This window comes from [Lactobacillus] timonensis, assembly GCF_900240275.1.
GTDB lineage: Bacteria > Bacillota > Bacilli > Lactobacillales > Lactobacillaceae > Limosilactobacillus > Limosilactobacillus timonensis.
In genome coordinates, this window is sequence record NZ_LT964761.1 from 1,561,248 (window position 1) to 1,584,984 (window position 23,737).

Below are 23,737 nucleotides of genomic sequence, written 5' to 3' on the forward strand. Positions count from 1 at the left end.
ATCATCTAAATTTTTAGGCGTACTCATGAGCTAACTTGGCACAGGCAGCAGCAACAATTGCCCCTAGCAGGTCATCCAAAAAGGTATTAACGTGTTGTTTGTCTTCATCAAATTTTTTGATTAAACCATATTTGACCCGGTCAAGGTAACCAAAGTTAGTGGAACCAATGGTCCCGTAGATATTTGCAATCTGTAGTGCCAGCACTTCGTCCACACCAAAGACACCAGCATCGTTACGGATGATTGATAGGAGTGGTTCCTTTAGCTTTTTTTCTTCGGCCAACCGGTCTAATTCGAGGCCAACCATAACATTGTTCATCAATTCACGTTTATGCATTTCGTTAATAAGGACGCGTGCACACTTTTCGACGGTAAGCTCGGGAATGTAATCAATTTCCATTTTGTGAACGATCTTTGCTAGGTCATGCAGCGTAATACCTCGTTTATTAAATTCATCAATAATGAATTGGTATGCCTTCGTATCTGGGTATTTAAAACCTTTATTTTGCATAATTCCTGCCTCCGTTTTCTTAAATATTAAGTTAAAATTTTACTCCTCTTCACTCTTTTTCGCCAATTATTTCAATTGCTACTGTTATAATAATTAACAGCACTCTTTTTTGAGAGAAGGTAATTAAAATCTTATATAAAGCAGCACTTGTCTTAGAAGGCGGTGCCTTACGTGGGCAGTATACCGCTGGCGTTGTTGACAGCTTTTTGGCAAACGGAATTGAATTTGACTGTGTGATTGGCGTTTCTGCTGGCGCCTTGTGTGGCGCTAATTTTGTTTCCAAACAGTTTGGCCGCGTGACCAACGTTAACACTGGTTACCGTCACCGTCGTGATTACATTTCCATGACCAGGATGTTTAAAAAAGAAAGCATCATTAACCTCGACTTTCTATTTGCTGACCATGGCTGGGACTGGCACCAATTTGACGAACGAGCATACCAACGGTCCGCCTCTAATTTCATTATTGTTGCCACTTCATTGGCTACTGGAAAAGCAGTTACGTTTGCAAAACCGACAGGCGAGGACCTCATTACCGCTTTGAAGGCCTCTTCTTCGATTCCATTTATTGGTGATCCACAAAAAACTAGTAAGGGTGAATGTTTAGATGGCGGTGTGGCAGATTCGATCCCGTACGATCTTGCCTTACAACAAGGATTTGACAAAATGATTATCGTTCGTACAAGGGACGCCAGTTTCCGCAAAAAACCTTCTTCACACTTCGAGAAAATGACGTACCGACGAGTTTACAAAGACTACCCTGCCTTTATTCAGACGGGGATTAACCGCCCTCTCGTTTACAACCAACAGGTGAGCGGCGTTGCAGACCTGGTTCGGGATGGAAAGGCATTATGCATTGCCCCACAGCAACCGGTTAAGGTTAGCCGTCTCGAATACAATACGAAGAAATTAACTACTCTTTACTTGCAAGGGAGAAAGGATGGTCAATCACAAACAAAAGCCATTCGTAAGTTCCTTGCTGATAAAGCGTATTAATTATCCCAAATGTCTGCAGCTACCTCTTTTAAGATTGCCTTTTTTTGGTGTAGCTGGAAATGGGTAGTGTTAGCGTATGTCCGTTCGTGATAAGTAGATCCCATTTTCTTAACTACTAACCTCATCATTTGCGATTGAACATGGGGGACAGAACCATCTGTCTGGTCATTTTTTCCTTCTTTACTACCTAGTAAGTTAAAGATTTCTGGTTGATTATGATTGGCTTGCATCAAACTAGCACCACGTAATAGTTGCTTGAAATTGTGGTCAGTACTCTTGTGTAAGAGGTGTAAGCCAAACCTTGTTTTGGTCCCAAAACTTTCATCAACCGGTACGCCAAGCAAAACAACTTTTTGGTATTTGATCTCTTTCTGCAACCGAGGAGAACAGAAAACGGCATTAGCCCACTCACTACCGCCATAAGAATGAGCAATAACGTTAAGTTTATCAACGTGATAACGATCATGAAGCATTGTTAAAACTGCGGTTAACTGCTTGGTCTGCGGATTATAGGTCGGGGTATAATTCCATACATATAATAACTGGATTAACTGGTTGGGACGATTAGCGTCAAGGTGTCCATGAACAAGACATTTCCCATTTGGCAAAACCCAGATGGTCATAACTTTTTGGGCAATTTTTTGCTGATAATAGGTAGTGATTAAGCGGTGATATGTCGGTGTACCCCCACCCCACCCTGAAATTAATAAGGTTGGGGTATTTGATTTTTGAACCCCTGCTGCGAAGTGGTTAAGCCTATTCGACCGACTACCACTAATCATGATCAATTGCCCACATAATAGTAAAACCACCACAATTGCCAGTAATCTTACTCCATATTTTCCCACTTTATTCATTCTTCCGGCCCCTTTTGTTCTTGCCCTTTATTATATCGCTACATAACGATTATTAGCTAGCTAAAGAGGCTAATAGTTGTCTTCCTTGTTGTTTTCCTGATATAATATTAACCATTGAGTGAAAGGTGGTGAAGAAAATGGTACTCTTTCATAAGGCTTTCTGGCTTATCTTAGCGCTAGTGCTATTTATTTGCGGTATTGTGGGACTATTGTTACCAATCATTCCGCAAGTACCATTTTTCTTTGGCGCGGCCTGGTCACTAACCAAGGCATCTTCACGCTTTGAAAACTGGCTACATCGCCAGCGATGGTACCAACAGACTGTTGAGCAGTTGCTTGTCTGGAAACGCCGCTGGGCCAAACGAACTGACAATTTCCTTCGCCAACGTCAAATTAACTGGCAGTGGTTAACTCGCCAGTGGCAAGTGGAACCAGTTCGAATTAATAAAGATGATCAAAAATAATTAAACAATTACAAAAAAGCAGAGCGATTTGAATGGATCGCTCTGCTTTTATTATCCAAATAGTCGGGCAAAGAAACCGCGACGCTTTTTTGGCTTACCATCGTCTCCTTGTTCATGATCGTCGGGTGACCCTTGTTCTTTCTTATCGGCATATGGGTTTTCTTCGCCAATCCACCGGAAAAACTCTGGTGCTTTAATCTCCGCAAACTTGCCTGTTTTACCGGTAACACCATCTACACAAATTTCAACTGGTAAAGCGTTTCGGTATTCTTCCATACTGTTCTCACCACCAAATCCGTTAAAACTACTAAGTTTGGCCATATCGAACAGTAAACTTTGCTTTTCTTTGCGGTAAACAAAATCATCAGGCTGGGTAATATAGAGTTTTGCCCACTTGCTCCGCGCCGTTTCACGAAAGTCATCACAGATGGCATCAGCAAAATAATTAGGTAACTCCATCCCCGCTTCATGGTAGTAATCTTTAAAAATTAAACGAGTATTTGCTAAGAAGTCAAGTCGGCCAGTCGATTCATTAAAGATTCGCCAAGCCGTTTGGTCATCTTCTAGTAAGTTGGCCATCCGAATAACAAAGTCTTGGAATAAGTTGTTATTGAGGGTTTTTCTAACATTGAAGATGTACTTATTAGCTTCCCCCTTCTTGCTATCGTCGATCACTTTATCAATTTGCAGATAATACGACCGTCGTGCTGTTTCACGCACCATTGTAAAACCAGAGTTATAGTTGGTTGTCCCAATGAGCGGAGCAATTGCCCGCGGGTGGTTCACAACTTCGTTCATGGTGTCCACAACCAAGTGTCGGCTATACTGTGGCTGTTGGAAAAAGTAGGGATCAATTTCATCAACCAAGACCGGGTAACAACTACCTTGTTTCATGTAGTTCTCTAAAGCCTGAACGGTCTTAGCCTTCCGTTGAGCGGTACTAGATGGATAGATGGTCCCAAAATCAATCAATGACTTATCAGTATTCCAAGTCAGCTGGTTGATCATCCGCAAAAGGGTTGATTTGCCAGAACCGGCCGTTGCCCCTAAAAACAGAAAATTTGGGACATCGTTACCGTCTTCTGCATTCAAACTAGTTTTTTGACGGATTTCCCAAAGGAAAGGAGCAGTAAAACTATATAAAATCGCTTCGAAGAACCGCTTTCCATAGTCAGGATTATAATCAACGACAAATTGTTGGTAGCCCTTCATGATGTTATCAATGGCCTGTAAGCCCTCTTTAATAGTGGACTGATTAGCTTTCTCACCAAACGGCAAGGGAAAATTACCAGTCTGACTAGGGGTAAACAAGCCCGTAATGTGCCGCGCCAAATTGCGCTCCATTGGCCGGTCGTACAGATAGGTCGCGTACTTTTTCTCTACTGCCTGCTCTTCTTCAGTTAATGGCGATTGCAGTGCCCGGTGCACATTGTTCATGATTTGCTGTTTTGCCTTAATCTTCGGGTGAGCCGCACGTGGTGAAACCGACTCCTTCTGCAAATTAAGCAGAATATCATCTTGTTGGATCTGACGCCGTTTCTTTTCCTTATCAGCAGTGCGGTTAACTGTTGCATCACGCATAAAGCGCGGGTAATTGGCGCTAACGATATGCTTTTCAATTTGTTGCGGAATATCAGCTGTCAAGACGTTAGTCAACGTATCTTCAGCGATTGCATCGGCAGTGCTATTGTCGAGAATGACAACGTTGCTGCCCCGCCCATTTTTATGACTTTCACTCAGTTGGTGAGAGGCTGCCCGAAGGAGGCTTTCCGCAAAATAAGGAATAACAACAGGCCGGATATCCGTTTTAAAGTGAACCATCATGCTATCAAACAAGGGACTGTCATCAAAAACCAAAACTTCTTCAAAGCGGTTTTGGGCATCCGTGAAGGCCTGCTTAGTTAAGTTAGCAGAGGTAATAATAACACGCTGCTCGTGATTATCAGGGTTACTTAACAGGTAAAAACGTGAATGAATCACCTGCGTCGGTGCTATTTCGATCGACAAAATATTGCCCAATGCGGCCAGTTGTAGTTGACCACTAAGTTCCTGGAAAAGCCGTGTCGGTTGCTTATCCCCAATTGTGCGCATTGCCTCTACAAGGGCGACTTTCGTTGATAACTCGGCCGCACTGTAATTTTCTGCCAGTTGTTCGGAACCAAGAACTAGCTCAATTTTAACGAAGTCAGCTAGGTAGCGGTTAATAAAGTCAGCAGACAAGTCACCGCACACACCAACAAGCTGGCTGTATTTCTCACTGTCAAATAATTCGCTAATCGACATTTTGGTACTTTGTTGATTATAAATGACGTGAATTCGCCTGATTGTATCACCAACTTGTTTGGCTTTTTGTTGATGTTGTTTTTTCTTTGACCGCTTCTTTTGGTCTGCCATCTTATTAAACCCTCCAGCTAGATATACGTATCATTATTATAACACTCCATTAATAACAAATAGGCTTCCACCTTCTGGGATCTCAGAAGAGTGAAAGCCAATATTATACTGTTTCGTTAGTTTTTTCTAATTATCTTTCCAGTTGGTTATAGGTGTTTGCTATTGTAAGCCGCAATCCGCGGTCGACCTTCATTCATAACTAGTTTCATCATCTCACCGTTATCAAGGTTCGGGTAAGTGCGGGTCCCATCAATCCGACTTGCTAAGTACTGAATAATAGAGCCGTGAGTCGCCACAATTACTCTTTTTTGATCGCCGAGTTGCTCAAAAAGATTCATCATCTCTGCTACTCGTTGATTTAATTCTTTACTGCCCTCGGCAAGGTGCGCAGGATCTGCCTCTTTTAGCAGGTCGTGCGACTTTTCAACCCCAAATTCTGCTACAAGTTGACCAATCCGACGAAAACGCTTGTTGCCCAGCCTGCTGGCCCAAATAGCGCCTTCCTCGTTACTGTGACCCTCAAAGGACCCGTAAAAAACCTCACGGAACAACGATTTAGCAACAGGAATTTTATTTGGTGTGTAGTTATTTTGGGCAATCATAATTTTAGCAGTATCGATTGCCCGCTTCATGTCACTAGAAAAAAGATAATCAACCTTTAGTGCAGCCAGTGTCTGACCAATATTGGCAGCATCTGCTTCACCTTGTTCAGTTAACGGTGTATCCGACCACCCCTGCAATCGTGCAAAACAGTTGAAGTACGTTTGACCATGTCGAATCAAATAAATGGTAGTTGCCATTGTTTATCCCTTCACATTAACCAATGGCTACTTGTGCAGCCCTAATCTCATTAACAGACGGGGTCTTCAGCCAGGAAATCATTTCCTTCATCGAAGACGTAATGGCTTCAGTACCCGGCAGCAGCAACTTACGGGGGTCATAACCCTTGTGGACCTTATCCAAGTCATGTCCTTCCTCAATGTAGCGGCGGGTGGCTTGCTGAAAGGCTAGCTGGAATTCGGTATTAATGTTGACCTTACTAATTCCCAAGGCAATTGCCTTTTCGACCTGATTGCGCGGAATTCCGGAACCCCCATGAAGGACTAGTGGGATGCTGATAGCATGGGCAATCTGCTCTAAGCGGGTAAAGTTCAGTCCTTTCCAGTCTGCAGGATAGATTCCATGAATGTTGCCGATACCGCAAGCTAATTTATCAACACCCAGTTGGGCAAAGCGGATAGCATCTTCAACTGACGCCAGCTCGCCGCTGGTAGCATCACGGTTTTCACCAATTTTACCAATTTCTGCTTCGACAGAAATGTTTCTTGCATGGGCCAACTGAACAATTTCTTTCGTCTTTTGATAGTTTTCCTCATTTGGCAGCTTATGCCCGTCAAACATAACTGACGGGTAGCCGAGTTTAATACACTCCAACGCTGCCGCGTAATCACCATGATCAAGGTGAAGAATGACTGGGACATTAACTCCTAGCGAGTCAATTTGGTCCTCAACCATATCCTTAACAAACTTATAGCCACCCATGTAACGCGAAGCCCCCATGGAAACTTGGACTAACACCGGAGTCTGAGTTTCTTGTGCGCCCTTTAGAATTGCCCGGGTCCATTCCAGATTGTTAATGTTATAGGCTCCGATGGCATAGTGGTTTGCCCTGGCATCTGCAAAAAGATCGTTACCATTTACTAAATTAGCCATTATTTTTTCCTCCATTGTTTACTAAGTTAATCCCTACATCACTTGTGCTAGAGCCATTTGTTGGTAGTTCATCATCTGAATGAAACTATCGGCGTCCAAACTTGCACGGCCAATCAGCACACCGTCAATATCTGGAGCCGCCATTAATAACCGAATATTGTTCGGGTTAACACTGCCACCATAAAGAATTCGAACTTGATTGGCAATCTGGCTACCATAACGTTGACCAATTTCCTGACGTAGAAGATGACAGCCATGCTCAGCTGTTTCAAGATCGGCATGTTTGCCGGTACCAATCGCATCAGTCGGCTCAAAGGAAAAAACAATCCTTGTCACTTGACTCACCGGCACCCCTGTCAAAACGTTATCTAACTGACGAAAAATGCTATAACAGCTGTTATGCTGGCCAACCATCTTTTGTTCACCGTTGGTGCAAACGATCGGTCTTACGCCTTCACGAAGTGCTGTTAACAACTTTTGGTTAATGGTGCGATTTGATTCCTTAAAAATCTCACGACGCTCAGCGTGGCCCAGCATCACATAGTTGACACCCATTGCTGCCAGATCACGAACGCTAATCTCCCCAGTATATGCACCATTACACTTACTTGCCGCATTCTGCCCAATAATTTGCAACGGCGTTTGAGAAACTGCCTTCATCATTGGGTAAATGGCAAAAGCCTGTGGCGCAATACCAACTTCCTCTCGGTCATAGTCTGGAAGTTCGTCAAGAATTTGGTGGAGAAAGGTCAGCGCCTCATCCACGTTCTTATTCATCTTCCAGTTGGCAACTATTAACGGTTTCCGCATTTTCAAGTTTCACCCCATTGGACTCTTTTACACAGTCTTTTCAAATCGGTCTACTTAATGAATAACAATTAAGCTGGCCATTGCCAACCTATTATCACGTATTGTTATTCTTTAGTATTCACGTGGGAAAATCATTAATGCTGACTGATTAATTGAAATCTATTATTTAACCAAGCCAACAACCGTAGTATAAGTGTTGCTAATTAATAAGTCAAAGCAATTTATGACATAAACCACAATTAGCAAAAATTTGCTATGCATAAATATACTAAAATAATTAAACGGGTGTTTATTTATGACGAGGTGTATCCTTAGTCTTTATTATAATTGGTATAGTCATACTTTTGGAGGAATTCTGGTTATTTCTGTTAACAAGACGATTGGTCACCGTCGCTAAACTAGACCAATTATCTTAATGACAATTATTAAGCTGTCTCCTATATTCAGTAAATATTAACTATACCATTTCGTAAAAATTTTCTTAAGGTGTCCTTATTGGTGCAATTTTCGTTAGAACCAATCCGTAAACCATTTTGCAAAAAATTAAAAATTATGGTTTAAGAGTAATAAAAAACCCAGGCGAACCACTCGCCTGAGATGATCGTCATTTACTTTAATTCATCGCCATTTAATAACGGAAGTGTTGAATCACTACCTAACGAAAAATCATGCCATAAGTCTTTAGGAATTTCCCCCTGTGAAAGTGATTCATTGCCTTGTTTGGCGTTATGATCATCATGCACAGAACCACCAAAAGCTTTTTGAATATCGTCAGACCAAATCTCATCTAACGGGTGCTCCTCATTTTGCCCGGTATCAACCGCTATTTGACGCAGCAACTGATCGTTACGGTTTCTGATCCAGCGACCATTACTGTGGTCATTGCTACTTTGATACTGCTCGCTTACCAACTGCTCGTAGAGTTTCTCCGTTCTCGGCGAATCGAAATGCATTTGTTGCTGTTGCAGCTGCAAGCGGCCAATAGCGATGATTTCATCAACACTATAATCATCAAACGTGAAAACATTGGGAACCCGTGAAGACATCCCTGGGTTCTGCTGTAATAGCTTTTTCATATCCTCAGTATAGCCAGCAAAGATGATCATAAGTTCTTCTCGGTGGTCTTCCATATACTTCATGATGGTATCAAGCGCTTCACGACCAAAGGTGTCATCGTTTCCATGCACCAGGTCGTAAGCTTCGTCAATAAACAGCATCCCCCCGGTAGCTTCTTCGAGGACCTTCCGGGTTTGTTTGGCAGTCTGGCCAACGTAACCAGCGACTAGCTGTGTGCGATCAACTTCAACATACTTATCAGTTGGCAAAATTCCTTCTTCAAACATAATCTTGCCGACCAGCCGAGCGACCGTTGTCTTACCGGTCCCTGGGTTACCCTCAAAAAGTGAATGAAAAGAACTCGACACTGTCTTCATTCCGTGCTCCTGCCGACGCTTATTCATTAACGCCATCTGAATAAAGGTATTCACCTGTTCCTTTACCCGGGTTAAGCCAATGAGTTGCTTCAGTTTCTTCAGGGCAGCGTGATCATTAGTCCTAACAGCTGATGACTGGGAAGTCAATGAACCCTCTTCACCTGCCAGAGAATTGCTGCCGCGCTGGACATTTCCAGTTACCTGGCAATTCTTCACTGATACCTGACTGTCCACCGCTTCAATCCATGGCTGATAGTTAAGTCTCTTTTCAGCTAGCGAACCAGTTAATTGTGAGTGATCGACGACCAGCGGCGTAATTGACTTTGGCAATGTTACCGGGAAATGCAAATTATCCGCAATCATTCTTGAGTTTAGCAGGTAACAAAGACATCGTTTTGTAGACAAACGATCTTGATGATTATCTGCTACTTGATAAGGCAGATAATGTTGAGTCTCATGCACGGAAAAACTAAGGTTTTGACTAACAATATTCCACTCGCCAGCAACGGACAGAGTGCCCACTTCAACTTGGTCCAGTACAAGGTTGCCACTACTTCCCTTGGGCAAATTGATAATCATTAGGTTACTTTGGCGAATAACTCCCGTAACGTCAGTGGCCATTTTAATGGCACCACCAAAATCACGGTAAAAAACTGTCGAAGATTTCATCACAAGGTTAGCACCCTGGTCACAGCCTATAGCCGTCTGCTCCAGCGGACCGGTTAGCGAATCAGGGTCTCTAATAAAAGTAACATGATCAACCGTTGCCGTTGCTCCTTTTAAGACACTGACGTTAATTTGACGGTTATTAACCATCACCAAGTTTGTCAACTTCAAACTAGTTTCAGTCCCCAGCTCACCAATAAGATAAACGTTGTCATCGTCATTATCGTTAGGATTATCGTCGGCGATACCTGTGATACTGCCGTTAAATGTGTAAACCGTCTTTTCTGAATCTGGATGGGGAACATTATAAAATCCCGGGGCCAAATTAATCTCGCCCGTTCCCCGGGCAAAGGCAGCCTCGAAGTCTGGTTGGTTATCAATTACATTTTTATCGACCATCCATCATACCTCCTACATCCCGTGCTGTAATCGCAGCTGCCAGCCAAGATTTTCCCGGCTATTGGGATCAAAATACTGCTTCTTTTGGATCCAAACGGGACCATCATTGGGTGTGATGGCCAAAACATCAATTGGTCCACCAACAGTCGCAAAGTGATCACCGTTATACTGGCGTTCAAAACTTGTCACCTTAATCATAGTCTCAGCAATCTCTGCCAGTTCAGGAATGTTTAACATGGCAATTTCGGATTCAAAGGGGGCCCCGTAAGTGTTGTAAAAGTATTCAGCTAGTTGCTGGTTAATTTGATTTTTCACATCAACAGGTAAATCAGTTTTATGCATGACGGTGTCCGTCAATTGACCATAAATATCATCACTGACACCAAAACGAAGAGTATTAGCTACGTCAGTTTGTGCGAATGGCAGAAAAAGGTTCCTAATTGGCACCCCCACCTGGTTAAGCTGTCCAATCTGGTCAATTTTTTCCCGCTTAAATACAGGATGAGAGCCAACACTGCCATACAAATGAAGCTGCTCAACTACTGGACAGTCATCATCTTGACCGTAACCAGCAATTACGATGCCTGATTCACCATTCCCCTTCCACTGCCCAGTACTGAGGCCGGCGAAGATGATGATATAGATAGCATGCAACCAAATTCCCTGCAATTGCTCATCAAAGAGGTTATGATAATTGTTATCACCATTCAATTTTAAGCCAACTTGTTGAGCCTGCTCTTTCATCATTTTAACAACCAGCCCTTCCCGATCGGGATGAGCTGGGTCAACTGTCAACAGCAACTGCTGATAATCAGTAATAAACTGATGCTCAGAGTATCCGTTAGTGGCCAATTGATGATTAGCCGCTTTTGCATAGTTCTTGGCAGAATTCGTCAAACTCTGTTTAATAAACAAGGCAACTTCATCACTATTACGGTCTTGATATTGAAAATCTTGGCAAAGCGTATAAGTTAGCGATGAAACAACCCGGTTCACTGTTGAGCGTTGATCAGTCACCGGTAAATTCACCAAAGGCTCGTTCACCAAGTAATGGAGAAATGCTTCTTGATAGTCGCTGAGGTGGGACAGCCTTTGGCTACCAACTTGTTGCCGGTAGTGTTGAACCAACACGCTCCAGGGAGTTCCTTCGAATGAAGCATTGCCATACATCATCAGACCAACATAGTGCTGCCAATCCAATGTATATAGTTTCTGGGCTGAATCATAGATTGCTTGAACCTGACCGGTATAATCCGTCTCACTCACGGCACTATCTGCCGCCAGCACAATCCCAGCTTGGTTGCCGATTCCGATCTCTGCAGTCATTGCTTCGCTCCTCCCTCATTTAATGCAGCCTGACGATAAACCCACACCGGTCCATCTTGAAAAGTAATCGTCATCGTCTCAATATCGCCACCTACTCCTGCGTTGCGGAATGAGTAACGTGCGACAAAGCTATTTGCTTCTACCATTGTTCTTGACATCTGCGCTAATTCAGCTGGGCTGAGATTAACAATCGTTTGCCTAATGCCAGCGGTATGATTGTCCATCGCCTGCCTGACAGTTCTGAGTACCCGTTGCTGGTCGGTTAACTGCATTCCCTTGTCAGCAATAATTCGGGCAATTTGTTGAAATGACACCTCGGCCATCCCTTGTTGCAGTAATTCAGCACCAACCGATTGGCGGGTATAAGTCGAAACGGCTTTAAACAGCTGATTATGATCCTGATCAATTCGTTCAACTTCACCAGTTTTTGCCAATAGCCTTCCCAAAAAGCCATAAAGGTTAACGAGCTGGCAACTACCAAATGCTTCACCTCCGCCAAGGCCAACGAAGTAAATAGAAGCATAGTTTTGCCTAATATCAGTGGTTAAGATGGTGCGAATAGCCTCAAACAGGCGTGGATAAATACTCGAGAAGACACTTCTCTGACCCTGGGCAGACTCCTGGCTTGGCATTAGCAATTGCTTGGCAAAGACCCCACCATTGGTGTTGTTGCCATAACTAGCATATTCTTTCACCCATTCGTTAATAATAGCCGAAATAGGTTGCTGATACTTTTCAATAAATTGCTGGCGGTCCAGTACAAAAATTGGCTGATTCTGTCTACTCTGCTGCCATTGCTGACAAATCTTATCCACCGCCTGGTTAATAACTGCTTCAAAAGATTGCTGCTCGCGGCTGGCCTGTTGCAGCTGCATATAGTTATTAAACAAGTTTTCTAAGATTAATCGCACATTGTCACGCAGATACCACTGTTCCCCTAGCCCGCTCTGTTTGCTATTAAGAAAGGCAATAAAAGAAGACGAATAATCAGTTAGTTTGTTTAATGGCTGTGTCCCTAACTGATCCGCAAAACGCTGAATCAGTAGCTCGACGGGGATGTTCATAAACTTATCAATTCCTGTCGACACAGCAACCACCTTATGCTTCCTACCAAGTGGGAACAGTCTGTTAATTCCGCGATATTCTTCCCCGCTAGTGCTTGCTTCCATTGTATCCATTGAAACAGCGATTCCCCGCTGATTCGCTAAAATAAAACCAGATGCCATAATTTCCCCCTTTTAAACATTATTAGTTTACTACAGTTGCCAAGCCAAACAAGCGGTTACCGTTTAAACCAACCGAAAATGCCGCGATGACGTCGCTGTTCTACTGTTGCTGCAGTCAGCTTGGTAATGGCCTCGGTTAACTTGGCCTGGTTCTTAAGTTCCTGCTCATGGCGGGCATCTTGGCTAGTCTGGTAATGCTGAAGCAGCGTATCACTATTCAACCACTTATCGAAGTTCGCAACGTTGACGATAAAGCCGGTACTAGTGTACTGGTAACTATTATGATATTTCCGTGGCAGATAGTAGAAATAGCGGTTCATCATCGAACCATTGTTGCGACTTGTCCGGTCCGACACCTTATTGAAAAGGTGCTTATTAATTTGGGCCATTAACTGGCCCTCTTGTTTGACAAAGGTAATGTCGGTGCCAACATCCGCCTGGTTGACCAACATTGTCCAGTCATTGCGGCCCATAGAAATTGAATAATCATAGTTATCCTGGAAATACTCTTCCACTTGGTCAAACATCTCAAACTGATTCAATGCCTTTTTAAGCACACTCTTAATTGGGAAGAGAAAGTCTTTTTCAACCTTTTGTTCGTCTTCGGTAGAAACGTTGGCAAACTCATAGTTTCTTTTACCAAAGACACCACCATCGAGAAAATTACCACTGCCATTCAGATGGGCCGCTAGCCGTTTGCCAAAGGAATCCTTACCGTTATCACTCAGCCCTAAAATGAGCGTCACCCGCGAATAGCGAGGCAATAAATACTTCTCAATAAAACTAACTGATGACAGAAACGAAACGCCGCGAAATTCAGTAGCCGTCTTTAGTCGTGTCTCGGTGTATTCCCAAAAGTCAGCATTTTGGTGCAGTTGTTGTTGCGGGCGAGCAAGAATATATAACATGATGCTCCTCCTCAATTCCCCTTTATTTTAATAGAAATAATGAACAATTGCATTGGTTACCGTCACCCATTGATGATAAACAAAAACCCAGCGGATAATCGCCGCTGGGCTAAAGGATAGATTAAAGAGTTAATTGATAGTCAAGCCAGTCATGATTTTCTTGGCCGCCCTGTTTTTTGTAGAATTCCTGGGCCTTCTTGTTCCATGGTGCGCAGGTCCACTTAATGACACCACACCCATGGTCACGACCAACCTGTTTAAGTGCATCCATTAATTTAGTTCCCAGGTGCTGTCCACGGGCGCTTTCATCAATAAATAGTTCCTTCATATAAATATCTGCACGATCCTGGGCAGTATATGGAAGGAAGTAGTAAACCAGCATCCCTTTTACCTGTCCATCAACAGTTGCTACTAGGCAGTGGAACTTTGGCGGAACAGTTTCAAAAGCATCGCGAACAATCGTTTCCTCAGTAATGGCAAAGCTGTCAATATAATGCTCATATTCGGCTAAGCCCTTCATTAACGGGTAAGTCTGCGAAATTTCATTCCTTTTCATTTCGTGAACATCAACAGTCATTATAAAGCTTCCTTTCGTAATTGGACGACGTATAAAATGTCAATGATATTGTTGACAATTCAACAATGTCACTCTAAGCAAATTGTTGTAAGTGCAATATTATTTAATTTTCTATCCTCGCATGATGAAAAAACTCTCGGCGATCGGTGTGGAAGAACTGGGCGATTACTAATGCCAAAATAAGGATAGCAAAGCAGGTCAAAAAGCCGGCCTGGATCCCCTGTCGTGATGTCCCGAGATACACATGTTGACCATTGCCACAACGAAGGCTGTCCCAAAGAGGTCCACTGCCAAACCATAAGTTACCATCCAGCGAATTGGAAAACGATCAAATAACTTACCGCTAACTGGTGAGAGAATCCCCGTAATCCCCGTGGACAAGGCTCCCGGTAAAATCACTAATCCAGAAATAAATGGGCTCTTTCACATGACGTTTTGTACCAGCAGCGATAATAAGATAGTTATTGCCATACATCGTTGATACCAGTAAGCAATTGACAATGACTGCCAAGGTAAATTGAGCATGGCGAAAGATCCGCAAGTTGACAAACGGATGATTACTGTGCCACTGCGCACCAACAAAAATAATTAAAAAAAGCAAACCAATGAAGAGAGCGCCAGCAACTGACCAACTGGCAAATGCCATCGTTCCAAACTCAGAAAACCCATTTAATAAAAATCAAAGGCTGAGACTACACGTGACTAACCCGCAGTAATTAAACTGCGGATGTTGCTTAGTCTGCAGGTGCGGCATAAAAATCAATGACAATACCATGGTGAGGATGATAAACGGCAGGACAAGCAAAAACAGATACCGCCAGGAGAAAAAGTCTAAGATCAACCCTGCCACGGAGGGCCCAATAATCGGTGAAAAATTGAATGCCAAACCAACTAGCCCCATCAATGCCCCCTGGTGACCGTCACTGGCAAACTCCATCACTAAGACATTAACAAGTGGCATCATAATACCGGAACCCACTGCTCATACCATCCGTCCACAGACAATCAGCTGAAAGGTCGGTGCCATCGCACCCATAATTGTTCCCACACCGAAATTTGCCGTGAAACCGACAAACAGGTTTTTATATGAATACTTCTTAATGAGGTAAGCACTAACTGGTATCATCAAGGCATTCACCAGCATGTAACCGTTACTAACCCGTGCAGAGGATAAGTCAAACTGGCGTATTAACGTTGGTAAAGCGATATTCATCATCGTTGAACACATAATTCCAAAAATGTGCCAAGGATCATGATGCTTAACACAAACTTTTGTTTTATTGTCACTATCATTTCTCTACTCTTATAAAATTACCTATAGATTAGAATACGGGTATCAGCTGCAATCGCAAGTGTAAAAAATACCCTTCTTAACTAAGTAAGAAGAGTGTGATCTCTTTAGCGCTGCGTTACCCTGCCGGTTTGGTAATTAATATTGATGTTACGTTGCACATTCGGGACAAAGACATTGAACTGCAGGGAACCATCAGCTGCTTTCGCTTCGATATGGGCACCGGATGGGACAGGATTATTGTCATTATAAATATCTGTTACCCGGTAGCGCACCTTTACTCCCTGATCAAGCTTTCGCCGAACCAGCCCTTCGTAGTAATTTTGTCCCATCGAACGACTACTCCGAGCTTCATTCGCCCAGGCTGTCTGGGTGGCAATATTTTGGGGGTTGGACTCAGAAGCGTTAAAGTGAGGCAAGCCGCCAACGAGGGCGTATCCTAATAAATGTCCGCGGTCATAAGCATGACCGTAACCACCAGTCAGGTGTGATGCTTGTTCAAAGCCAGCCGGTTTCCAACTGCTAGCCCCGTTACCAGTTGATTGACGGTTACGGTACTGGCGAGTAGCACGGCTTAACCAGGCGTCGCCTTGCCACGGCCTTCCCTGACTATCCAGGTGGTTCACCGCCCAGGGAGCACTGGCTATATTAGTGTTGAGGTTGGTTTGGTTGTTATTAACGACAAACGAACCGGCGCCATTCCACTCCACATTCCCGCCCAGCTGAGTTTTGACCTGTGGCGTTAATACCGCTTCTGCTTGTTCTTGTGTTGGTGGTAGTTTGCTGACACGGGTAACTGAATACCCAGAATAATGTCGCCACCATGCACCAGCCTGTTGAGGGCTAATCATGGACATAGCTAGTGCAGCCATGACCGCGACGGTTAACGCAATCAACCGCCTGATTATCCGCTTATTTCTCATTGACCTGCCTCCCACTTTGTAAAGTAGTTTCATTATATACTACTTCACGATGCGAATGCACGTTCGTCTTTACTTAACACGGTGTTTAACCTGGTAAACCAGTGTTACAACTAAAAGAAAGACAGCACCAACAGTGACTGACACGCGAGTATCCGGGTTAATGAACATGAAAAGTAGAATAACCAATAACGACAGGATAGCAAAGTAGTTAAACCACGGGAACAAAGGCATCTTAAAGGGATGAGCAGAAAGCTGTTCGTGCTTTTGCTTACGAAAATGCAGTTCGGATACTAAGATGACAAACCAAGGCACCATTCCAGGCAAGACACTGGAGCTATAAACCACAACGAAGATATTATTAAAAGATGGGCTGAGAACCTTCAGCACTTCGTTGAGGACAAAGCCAATTAGGATCCCTGATGCAATTGATAAGATAGCAACATTCGGGACAATTCGTTTAGATAAACGAGCGAAGAACCTTGGGGCCTGCTTATCAATAGCAAGCTTATAAAGCATCCGGCTAGCACTATAAATCCCCGAATTGCACCCAGATAATGCGGCAGTTAAAACGACAAAGTTAATAATCCCGGCAGCACCAGTAATCCCCACCCGGGTAAAAGTTTCCACAAATGGTGAGCCAACCATTTTTAGCTGATTCCACGGGTAAATACAAACGATCACAAAAATGGCGCCAATGTAGAAAATTAAGATTCGCCAAATAATGGAACGAACCGCTTCGACAATCGCGTGCTGTGGCTGAGCTGCCTCCCCCGCCGTAATTCCCAGAAGCTCAATTCCCTGGTAAGAACCCACAATGATTGATAAGGAGAACATGAACCCTTTAACCCCACCAGTGAAAAATCCACCATGTCGCCAAAGGTTACTGATTCCAACAGGGTGCCAATGGTTACCCAAGCCGATAGTAATAACTAGGATCCCCAGGATAATCATGGCAACGATCGTGACGACCTTGACCATTGCAAACCAGAATTCCAACTGTCCATAGGCCTTGGCTGAGGCCAGGTTAGCCAGCGTCAAAAAGAGAATGGCCGCTAACCCAGCTACCCAGTCAGGTAGGTGTGGCCACCAGAAATTCAGGTACTGGGTAGCCGCAATCACTTCGGAAATTCCCACGATTATAAACTGAAAAACGTTACTCCACTTCGTCAAATAGCCAGCCAGCGGACTGATGTAGTGGGTCGCATAATCAGCAAATGATCCCGTCCCTGGTTGGATGTAGATCATTTCCCCTAACGCGCGCATCACTGCATAAAGCACGATCCCAACAAAAGCATAAGCCAACAGTACAGAAGGTCCCGTCCATTTGATTGTCGACGTTGAACCCATAAATAAACCCACACCGATTGTCCCCCCAAGGGCAATCATTTCCATCTGCCCCGATGTTAGTGTTCGGTTCAGTTCAACGTGCGTTGTTTTCTTGTCAGACATAAGACCTCTCCTTTACAAAAATTAACGCCAGTCTTGGTAAGAGGCTGGCGTTAATTGGTTGGATTTCAATTAGAATCTCGCCATTATTTTTTAAGAATAACATTTCACGGCCGAAAATCAAGAACTATTTACGGACCTGGCCATTCCCGGTAATTTCGTACTTAATCGTTGTTAACTGGTCTAACCCCATTGGGCCACGGGCATGCAACTTTTGCGTGCTGATCCCAATTTCGGCACCAAAACCAAACTCCCCACCGTCAGTAAAACGGGTGGAAGCATTAACGTAAACGACAGCCGAGTTGACCCTGCGCTGAAACTCGCGCCCACGAGCACCATTTTCAGTGATAATTGACTCCGAGTGGTGAGTACCGTGTTCGTTAATTTGTTCCACTGCCTCGTCCAGTGAATCTACAACCTTCACCGCCATAATCAAGTCATTATATTCGGTATCCCAGTCTTCAGCGGTTGCTGGGTTTACGTCGTTAACAATTGCGCAAACACGCGCATCGCCACGGACTTCCACCCCTTGTTCACGTAAAGCCTTAATGACCACGGGAAGGTATTCTTTAGCAACATCACGGTGAACAAGTAATTTTTCTGCGGCGTTGCAGACTGATGGCCGTTGAACCTTGGCATTGATGATGATCGGTGTAGCTTTCTGAAGATCTGCATCCCGGTCAACGTAGACATGGCAATTACCCGCACCAGTTTCAATGACCGGGACAGTTGCATGCTCTACCACGGCTTGGATAAGGCGTTGGCTTCCCCGTGGAATAATCACGTCAACGTAGCGGTTGAGCTCCATCAGTTTCTGAGCAACCTCATGACTAGTATCTTTGACTAGCTGGATTGCATCAGCTGGCAGCCCTAACTCTACCAGGACCTGCCGTAAAACGTTGACTGTCGCTTCGTTGGTCCTCAGTGCCTCTTTGCCACCACGCAAAATAACGGCATTGCCGCTCTTAAAAGTCAGTGCACTAGCCCCAGAAGTGACGTTAGGACGCGCTTCGTAAATAATGGCAATGACGCCAAGGGGAATGCGTTGCTGAATAATTTGCAACCCATCTTTGTTAATCCAGCCACGGTCAATCTTTGTTGTTGGATCCTGAAGCATAGCAACATGTCTTAACTCGTCAGCCATTTGATTAATTCGTTCCTGATTAAGCAACAGACGGTCACGAAACTTAGCTGGCAGCTCGGTGGCTTTTGCCATATCCTCCTGGTTAGCAGCCAAAATTTTGTTCGTTGCTTTTTCGAGCGCATCGGCCATCCTATTTAATGCCTCATTCTTTTGACTTGTCGATAATAATGCCAGCTGGTTAGCTGCTTTTTGGGCACGTTGGCCTATCTTAATTAATTGCTCGTTCATTTCGATTCCTCCAAACTATTAGCAATCTTGTCAGCACCAAAGTGGGTTCCGACTTCTTCACCCTTTAATATGTCAATAATAATCCGTGGGTCGCGACCATTACATAACACCATCTGCCGGTTATCTTGCATCATCATCTTAGCAGCCCGTAGTTTAGTAACCATTCCACCGGTTCCAAAGCGTGTACTGGTTCCAGCTGCTCCCGCTTCAATGCCGCTAGTTAAATGATCAAGGTTGCGAATTGGTTGAGCATCAGGGTTGCGGTGAGGGTCAGCAGTATAAAGTGCATCCACGTCAGAGAGAATAATTAACAAGTCAGCACCAATCTTAGTAGCTACAAGTGCCGACAACTCATCATTATCAGAAAAAGTTGTATGATGATCCAGTTCATCAACAGAAACCGGGTCGTTTTCGTTAATGATCGGAATAATTCGTTTCGTCATGAGAACCTCAATAGTGTTTAAAACATGCTGCTTGCTGACTGGGTAGTGCAAGACATCACGCGTTAACAATAATTGGGAGACTTTCGTTTGATAGTTCAAAAAGCGTTGGGAATAAATTCTCATTAATTCTAATTGTCCCACTGAAGAAAGTGCTTGCTGTTCCGCAATTGCTTTTGGCCGCTGCTTTAAGCCCAGGCTCTCTAACCCAACCCCCATCGCGCCGGATGAGACCAGGATAACTTCTAGGCCACGGTTATTTAGCGCCGAGAGTGTCAGTGCCAAATTATCAATGACGGGTAAATTAACTTGTCCGTTTTTCTGTACTAAGGTGCTAGTACCAACTTTGATGACTACCCGTTTGATTTTTTTATTTGCCATTCTCACCACTCCTCTAAAAAAAAACACGTCCTTAACGAGGACACCAATGACGGCGGTACCATTCCTCTTTAAAGACATGCTTTACCCTTTTTAATTCTATTATTAACTTGTTAACTTAAATATGTAACCCGGCTTCGACACTTTGTCACCTTTACAGTTACCGGTGGCTCCCTGAATGGTCTTATTTCAGCTACACCGACAGTTTATTCGATTCTTTTTTTGATGTCAAGAAGCAAGTCTCACTCGGTTCGTCGGAAAAGCCAAGCGGTAACGAGTCCAGTCAGGCCGCTAATGAGACCACCGATAGCAGCTATTAATTGGCCTCGATTACTATCGCCAGTTTGTGGCAATTGATCGTTGGCACTAGTTGGGACCTGCTGATGCTCTAATTGGCTAAGTAACTCTTTTTCCGCGGCCAGGGTATCATCTGACTTTGTCGATCCTTTATCTTCAGCCGCTGCCTTGTGACCCTCTTCTGGTAAAGTTTTCGCATTTGCTGGAGTTTCTGAATGAACGTCATTAGAAATTTCGTTCTCAACTTGTGTCGACTCGCTTTGGTTATTAACATTGTTTGTCTCAGCTGTGGTTTGCTGCGAAGCGTCGACTTTTTCCGGGTGTTCATCCGTTGTTTGCGTACTTTCGTCAACTGCATGATGAGCGTCATCCGCCGTTTGTTGTGAAGAGTCAACTTGTTCCGGATGTTCTACGGGAGTTTGAACACTCTCATCAGTAACTGGACGTTTTGTCTCTTCTACTGTTTGATCCACGGTACTATCAACAGGGTCTAAAGATTCATTATCATTATCTACTGGCTTTTCCGCTGGTTGGTTATCTTCTTCACCCGGATCTGGTTGTCGTTGATCCTGTTCCGTTGGTGACTTGGTTTGTTCTTCTTTGCCATGTTGTTGATCATCTTCCTCATTTTCTAATGACCGGTAATGAGATGCTTTTGTAAAATGCAGTGGTGCTGGATCAACATTGTCAAAAAATAAGGCTAATGCTTCTCGACTCTTCACCAACTCTTGTGGTGATAGCTTAATCCCTTCAGTATCTATCGATTCATATCCCGGTAGTGTTTGGGGGATGACTACTTCTAGCCATTCAGGATCAACCTGGTATTTGATATTCGTTTTCCAATGGTGTAACTGGTCATACTGATAGCTTGCGACAACTTTAAAACGAACCTCCTGTGTTGGGGCACCATCAATTGGTTTTTGATCTACCTCTGGCTGGAGCGTGACAACCACCTCATGAACCTGTTTCTGAGCTAGTTTGCGTCGAGTGACTGTCCAATCGACCTGATCTCCTTCTTGGGGAATGGTAAAAGTGCCTGGCATTACTGATAGTTGGTCACCATTAACCAACAAAAAAGGTCTTCTTTTTTCAATCTTAATTGGCACCGTTTCCCCCGGCTTACCAGTCAAAACAATTTTATCTACCAACTGGCCTTTTTCTACCAACCGGATATAAATAGTTTTTGTCTGACTAGCTTTGGATATCGGCAGATCATCTGTCACCCGCTGGGATGCTTGAGCGGATCCACCTATTTGGCAAGCTGTCAAAACCGTTCCCACAGCAATGACAACCGCTAGTTGGTTCTTTATACTACGTTCTTTTTGCATAATCATCCTCCGTACTTCTGATTGGGGGAGTACCCCTAATCATTAAGTACGGTAAAAAGAAATTAAATGAACGAAAAAAGTCGCGGCCCCAAACCGCGACTAATTAATATAATGGTCTTTAAAGTGAAGAATAAAGTACCCGCTCAACATCATCGACAATTTGTTGTGGAGTTAGGTGGTACCATTCATAAAGAACGTTCAGCGGGACATTATCAGCAAATTCACGCGGTGCTCCAAAGGACAGCACCTTCATGTCGGTTGGACCGTAATAACGAGCAACCGTCTCACCAAATCCACCGTGAACCGTGCCATCTTCCAAGGTCACTACTAAATCGTGATCTTCTTGGAGATAATGGAGGTCCTGCTGGTCAATTCCAGTAACGGATTCAGGATTAATTAGTGAGGCATCAATGTGCAACTGTTGTTTCATCAACTCACGAACATGTTCACCTAGTTGCCAGAAATCACCAACCGCCATGATAGCCACCTTGTTCCCGTGGTGAGCAAAGTTGTAGTCAATGTTGGAATAGTCAGTTTGACTAGCCTGACCGTGAATAACCGGCTTTTCTGGTTGGCGAATCAAAATTGGCGTATCAGTCTGCTTGATTGCCCATTTTAGCATGGCCATCATTTCTTCCAAGTTGGTAGGCACCAGGTATTCCAGGTTTGGAATATTCTTAATAAACGAGATATCCAAGGATCCCTGGTGAGTAGCCGAATCATCGCTAATTGTCCCACCCCGAACAATCATCACAATTGGCGCATCGTTTAATGCTACGTCATGAACTAACTGGTCATAAGCACGTTGCAGGAAAGTACTGTTCATGAAAACAACCGGTCGAATACCACGAGTAGCCATCGCCACGGCTGAAGTGACGCATTCTTGCTCGGCAATACCTGAGTCCCAATAATTATCTGGGTACTTGGCCTGGAAGCGTTTAAGGTCGAACATCCCCGGAATAGCGGCGTTCATCGCCATGATTGGCACACCCGCAGCCACCTGCTTTTCCAACTCATCAACCACCGCAGCACTGTAACTTTCCTTTGCCGCTGGCTCAGTAGATTTGCCAGTTTGTGGGTCAAATGGTCCACGCCAGTGATATTCCATCTCATTTTCTTCAGCGGGCTTGAACCCCTTCCCCTTGAGGGTATGCACGTGCAAGACAATCGGGTGGTCAATATCCTTAACGTTCTTGAAGACCTTGATCATCTCGGAAAGGTCATTGCCGTCTTCCACATAACGGTAGTCCAGCCCCATAAACTTAAAAATATTGTTTGAGCTTTGCCCGTGGGTATCACGTAACTCCTTTAAGCCCTTGTAAAGACCACCCTGGTTTTCGTCAATCGACATGTTGTTATCATTAACGACAATAATCAGATTAGACTGCAGTTTGGCAGCGTTATTTAGTCCTTCAAAGGCCAGCCCGCCAGAGAGCGAACCGTCCCCAATCACGGCAATGACGTTATCCGTTTTGCCAAGCTTGTCACGAGCAATGGCCAAACCGTCAGCGAGAGCAACCGACGTTGATGTATGGCCAACTTTAAAGAAGTCATGGTCACTTTCTTCTGGTGCGGTAAATCCAGAAACTTCATCGTAGTGGTCAGGATCTAAGAAGCCCTGCTTCCGCCCCGTCAGCATCTTGTGCGCATAGCACTGGTGAGAAACGTCCCAGACAATCTTGTCGTGTGGTGAATTAAAGACGTAGTGTAGTGCCAGCGTGGTTTCAACAATTCCCAAGTTAGGACCCACGTGTCCGCCAATCTTCTCGTCTCGCTCTAGGATTAACTGGCGCATTTCTGTTGCTAATTGTTTTAATTCGTCAAGAGACATTGTTTTAATATCTTCTGGCTCATTCACTTCATTCAACAAAAAATCAGGATGTTGATTCATTATAATGTGCACCTCTTGTGGTTGAGAAACTGCTACGTGTGACTTGTATTTAATCTTTGTGCAACTTAGTTATTATTTTACAACAAATCACA

22 protein-coding genes are annotated in these 23,737 nt (G+C 44.0%); 2 read left to right on the top strand and 20 right to left on the bottom strand.

The features are described 5' to 3' along the window. Positions 1-13 precede the first annotated feature (13 nt). Positions 14-511, bottom strand: a complete 498-nt coding sequence (locus C1710_RS07540) for a phosphatidylglycerophosphatase A family protein (protein WP_102281549.1) — start codon at positions 509-511, stop codon at positions 14-16. Between the two features lie 128 nt (positions 512-639). On the opposite strand from C1710_RS07540, the gene C1710_RS07545 reads away from it, so the two are divergent. Then, the gene (locus tag C1710_RS07545; protein WP_102281551.1) at positions 640-1,506 is read left to right on the top strand and encodes a patatin-like phospholipase family protein; all 867 of its coding nucleotides are present in this window, start codon (positions 640-642) and stop codon (positions 1,504-1,506) included. Here C1710_RS07545 and C1710_RS07550 read toward each other — a convergent pair. Continuing rightward, positions 1,503-2,363 carry an alpha/beta hydrolase gene (locus C1710_RS07550; protein WP_102281554.1) on the bottom strand — a complete coding sequence of 287 codons (861 nt, stop codon included), beginning with the start codon at positions 2,361-2,363 and terminating at the stop codon, positions 1,503-1,505. The two genes, C1710_RS07545 and C1710_RS07550, sit on opposite strands and share 4 nt — an antisense overlap. A gap of 137 nt (positions 2,364-2,500) precedes the next feature. Between C1710_RS07550 and C1710_RS07555 the strand changes: the two genes are divergently transcribed. Next, a complete protein-coding gene (locus C1710_RS07555) occupies positions 2,501-2,827 on the top strand; it encodes a DUF454 family protein (protein WP_102281557.1) in 327 nt (108 codons plus the stop codon). A 51-nt stretch (positions 2,828-2,878) separates the two neighbouring features. On the opposite strand, the gene C1710_RS07560 is transcribed toward C1710_RS07555, so the two are convergent. From C1710_RS07560 to C1710_RS07635, 18 genes are all read right to left on the bottom strand, one after another. Continuing rightward, positions 2,879-5,110, bottom strand: a complete 2,232-nt coding sequence (locus C1710_RS07560) for a phospholipase D-like domain-containing protein (protein ID WP_235858019.1) — start codon at positions 5,108-5,110, stop codon at positions 2,879-2,881. Positions 5,111-5,367: 257 nt separating this feature from the next. After that, positions 5,368-6,021, bottom strand: coding sequence for a histidine phosphatase family protein (locus C1710_RS07565; RefSeq protein WP_102281560.1), 654 nt, complete (start codon positions 6,019-6,021; stop codon positions 5,368-5,370). 16 nt (positions 6,022-6,037) lie between these two features. Then, complete coding sequence (locus tag C1710_RS07570; protein WP_102281562.1) at positions 6,038-6,934, bottom strand: ketose-bisphosphate aldolase; 897 nt, start codon at positions 6,932-6,934, stop codon at positions 6,038-6,040. Between the two features lie 33 nt (positions 6,935-6,967). Then, the gene (gene tpiA / locus C1710_RS07575; RefSeq protein WP_102281564.1) at positions 6,968-7,744 is read right to left on the bottom strand and encodes a triose-phosphate isomerase; all 777 of its coding nucleotides are present in this window, start codon (positions 7,742-7,744) and stop codon (positions 6,968-6,970) included. 608 nt (positions 7,745-8,352) lie between these two features. Next, on the bottom strand, positions 8,353-10,242 hold the full coding sequence (locus C1710_RS07580) for an AAA family ATPase (RefSeq protein ID WP_102281566.1): 1,890 nt from the start codon (positions 10,240-10,242) through the stop codon (positions 8,353-8,355). Between the two features lie 12 nt (positions 10,243-10,254). After that, complete coding sequence (locus C1710_RS07585) at positions 10,255-11,568, bottom strand: hypothetical protein (RefSeq protein WP_102281569.1); 1,314 nt, start codon at positions 11,566-11,568, stop codon at positions 10,255-10,257. Further along, positions 11,565-12,794: a hypothetical protein gene (locus C1710_RS07590; RefSeq protein ID WP_102281572.1), complete on the bottom strand. Its 1,230-nt coding sequence runs from the start codon at positions 12,792-12,794 to the stop codon at positions 11,565-11,567. Before C1710_RS07590 ends, C1710_RS07585 begins: the two co-directional genes overlap by 4 nt. A 56-nt stretch (positions 12,795-12,850) precedes the next feature. Beyond that, entirely contained in the window at positions 12,851-13,702 is an 852-nt protein-coding gene (locus C1710_RS07595; protein WP_102281574.1) for a hypothetical protein, read from the bottom strand. Positions 13,703-13,823: 121 nt separating this feature from the next. Then, positions 13,824-14,279 (bottom strand): GNAT family N-acetyltransferase, encoded by a 456-nt coding sequence (locus tag C1710_RS07600; RefSeq protein WP_102281576.1) that lies wholly within the window; start codon positions 14,277-14,279, stop codon positions 13,824-13,826. A gap of 343 nt (positions 14,280-14,622) precedes the next feature. After that, complete coding sequence (locus tag C1710_RS08370; RefSeq protein WP_235857991.1) at positions 14,623-14,925, bottom strand: hypothetical protein; 303 nt, start codon at positions 14,923-14,925, stop codon at positions 14,623-14,625. Between the two features lie 33 nt (positions 14,926-14,958). Continuing rightward, positions 14,959-15,243 carry an MFS transporter gene (locus C1710_RS08375; protein ID WP_235857992.1) on the bottom strand — a complete coding sequence of 95 codons (285 nt, stop codon included), beginning with the start codon at positions 15,241-15,243 and terminating at the stop codon, positions 14,959-14,961. A gap of 18 nt (positions 15,244-15,261) precedes the next feature. After that, positions 15,262-15,495: an MFS transporter gene (locus C1710_RS08380; RefSeq protein WP_235857993.1), complete on the bottom strand. Its 234-nt coding sequence runs from the start codon at positions 15,493-15,495 to the stop codon at positions 15,262-15,264. A 182-nt stretch (positions 15,496-15,677) separates the two neighbouring features. Beyond that, positions 15,678-16,493, bottom strand: a complete 816-nt coding sequence (locus C1710_RS07610) for a DNA/RNA non-specific endonuclease (protein WP_102281578.1) — start codon at positions 16,491-16,493, stop codon at positions 15,678-15,680. 69 nt (positions 16,494-16,562) lie between these two features. Then, positions 16,563-17,942, bottom strand: a complete 1,380-nt coding sequence (locus C1710_RS07615) for an amino acid permease (protein ID WP_235857994.1) — start codon at positions 17,940-17,942, stop codon at positions 16,563-16,565. Positions 17,943-18,066: 124 nt separating this feature from the next. Further along, complete coding sequence (locus C1710_RS07620) at positions 18,067-19,311, bottom strand: glutamate-5-semialdehyde dehydrogenase (protein WP_102281581.1); 1,245 nt, start codon at positions 19,309-19,311, stop codon at positions 18,067-18,069. After that, on the bottom strand, positions 19,308-20,132 hold the full coding sequence (proB, locus tag C1710_RS07625; RefSeq protein WP_102281584.1) for a glutamate 5-kinase: 825 nt from the start codon (positions 20,130-20,132) through the stop codon (positions 19,308-19,310). Before proB ends, C1710_RS07620 begins: the two co-directional genes overlap by 4 nt. Before the next feature lie 239 nt (positions 20,133-20,371). Then, a complete protein-coding gene (locus C1710_RS07630; RefSeq protein ID WP_102281586.1) occupies positions 20,372-21,754 on the bottom strand; it encodes an LPXTG cell wall anchor domain-containing protein in 1,383 nt (460 codons plus the stop codon). Between the two features lie 118 nt (positions 21,755-21,872). Further along, the gene (locus C1710_RS07635) at positions 21,873-23,645 is read right to left on the bottom strand and encodes a 1-deoxy-D-xylulose-5-phosphate synthase (protein ID WP_102281589.1); all 1,773 of its coding nucleotides are present in this window, start codon (positions 23,643-23,645) and stop codon (positions 21,873-21,875) included. Positions 23,646-23,737 lie beyond the last annotated feature (92 nt).

Bases quoted from the DNA above. Each gene is read 5' to 3' on its own strand.
- C1710_RS07540 (WP_102281549.1), bottom strand. From the start codon at position 511: ATGCAAAATAAAGGTTTTAAATACCCAGATACGAAGGCATACCAATTC.
- C1710_RS07550 (WP_102281554.1), bottom strand. From the start codon at position 2,363: ATGAATAAAGTGGGAAAATATGGAGTAAGATTACTGGCAATTGTGGTG.
- C1710_RS07555 (WP_102281557.1), top strand. From the start codon at position 2,501: ATGGTACTCTTTCATAAGGCTTTCTGGCTTATCTTAGCGCTAGTGCTA.
- C1710_RS07560 (WP_235858019.1), bottom strand. From the start codon at position 5,110: ATGTCGATTAGCGAATTATTTGACAGTGAGAAATACAGCCAGCTTGTT.
- C1710_RS07565 (WP_102281560.1), bottom strand. From the start codon at position 6,021: ATGGCAACTACCATTTATTTGATTCGACATGGTCAAACGTACTTCAAC.
- C1710_RS07570 (WP_102281562.1), bottom strand. From the start codon at position 6,934: ATGGCTAATTTAGTAAATGGTAACGATCTTTTTGCAGATGCCAGGGCA.
- tpiA (WP_102281564.1), bottom strand. From the start codon at position 7,744: ATGCGGAAACCGTTAATAGTTGCCAACTGGAAGATGAATAAGAACGTG.
- C1710_RS07580 (WP_102281566.1), bottom strand. From the start codon at position 10,242: ATGGTCGATAAAAATGTAATTGATAACCAACCAGACTTCGAGGCTGCC.
- C1710_RS07585 (WP_102281569.1), bottom strand. From the start codon at position 11,568: ATGACTGCAGAGATCGGAATCGGCAACCAAGCTGGGATTGTGCTGGCG.
- C1710_RS07590 (WP_102281572.1), bottom strand. From the start codon at position 12,794: ATGGCATCTGGTTTTATTTTAGCGAATCAGCGGGGAATCGCTGTTTCA.
- C1710_RS07595 (WP_102281574.1), bottom strand. From the start codon at position 13,702: ATGTTATATATTCTTGCTCGCCCGCAACAACAACTGCACCAAAATGCT.
- C1710_RS07600 (WP_102281576.1), bottom strand. From the start codon at position 14,279: ATGACTGTTGATGTTCACGAAATGAAAAGGAATGAAATTTCGCAGACT.
- C1710_RS08370 (WP_235857991.1), bottom strand. From the start codon at position 14,925: ATGGCATTTGCCAGTTGGTCAGTTGCTGGCGCTCTCTTCATTGGTTTG.
- C1710_RS08375 (WP_235857992.1), bottom strand. From the start codon at position 15,243: ATGATGCCACTTGTTAATGTCTTAGTGATGGAGTTTGCCAGTGACGGT.
- C1710_RS08380 (WP_235857993.1), bottom strand. From the start codon at position 15,495: ATGATGAATATCGCTTTACCAACGTTAATACGCCAGTTTGACTTATCC.
- C1710_RS07610 (WP_102281578.1), bottom strand. From the start codon at position 16,493: ATGAGAAATAAGCGGATAATCAGGCGGTTGATTGCGTTAACCGTCGCG.
- C1710_RS07615 (WP_235857994.1), bottom strand. From the start codon at position 17,942: ATGTCTGACAAGAAAACAACGCACGTTGAACTGAACCGAACACTAACA.
- C1710_RS07620 (WP_102281581.1), bottom strand. From the start codon at position 19,311: ATGAACGAGCAATTAATTAAGATAGGCCAACGTGCCCAAAAAGCAGCT.
- proB (WP_102281584.1), bottom strand. From the start codon at position 20,132: ATGGCAAATAAAAAAATCAAACGGGTAGTCATCAAAGTTGGTACTAGC.
- C1710_RS07630 (WP_102281586.1), bottom strand. From the start codon at position 21,754: ATGCAAAAAGAACGTAGTATAAAGAACCAACTAGCGGTTGTCATTGCT.
- C1710_RS07635 (WP_102281589.1), bottom strand. From the start codon at position 23,645: ATGAATCAACATCCTGATTTTTTGTTGAATGAAGTGAATGAGCCAGAA.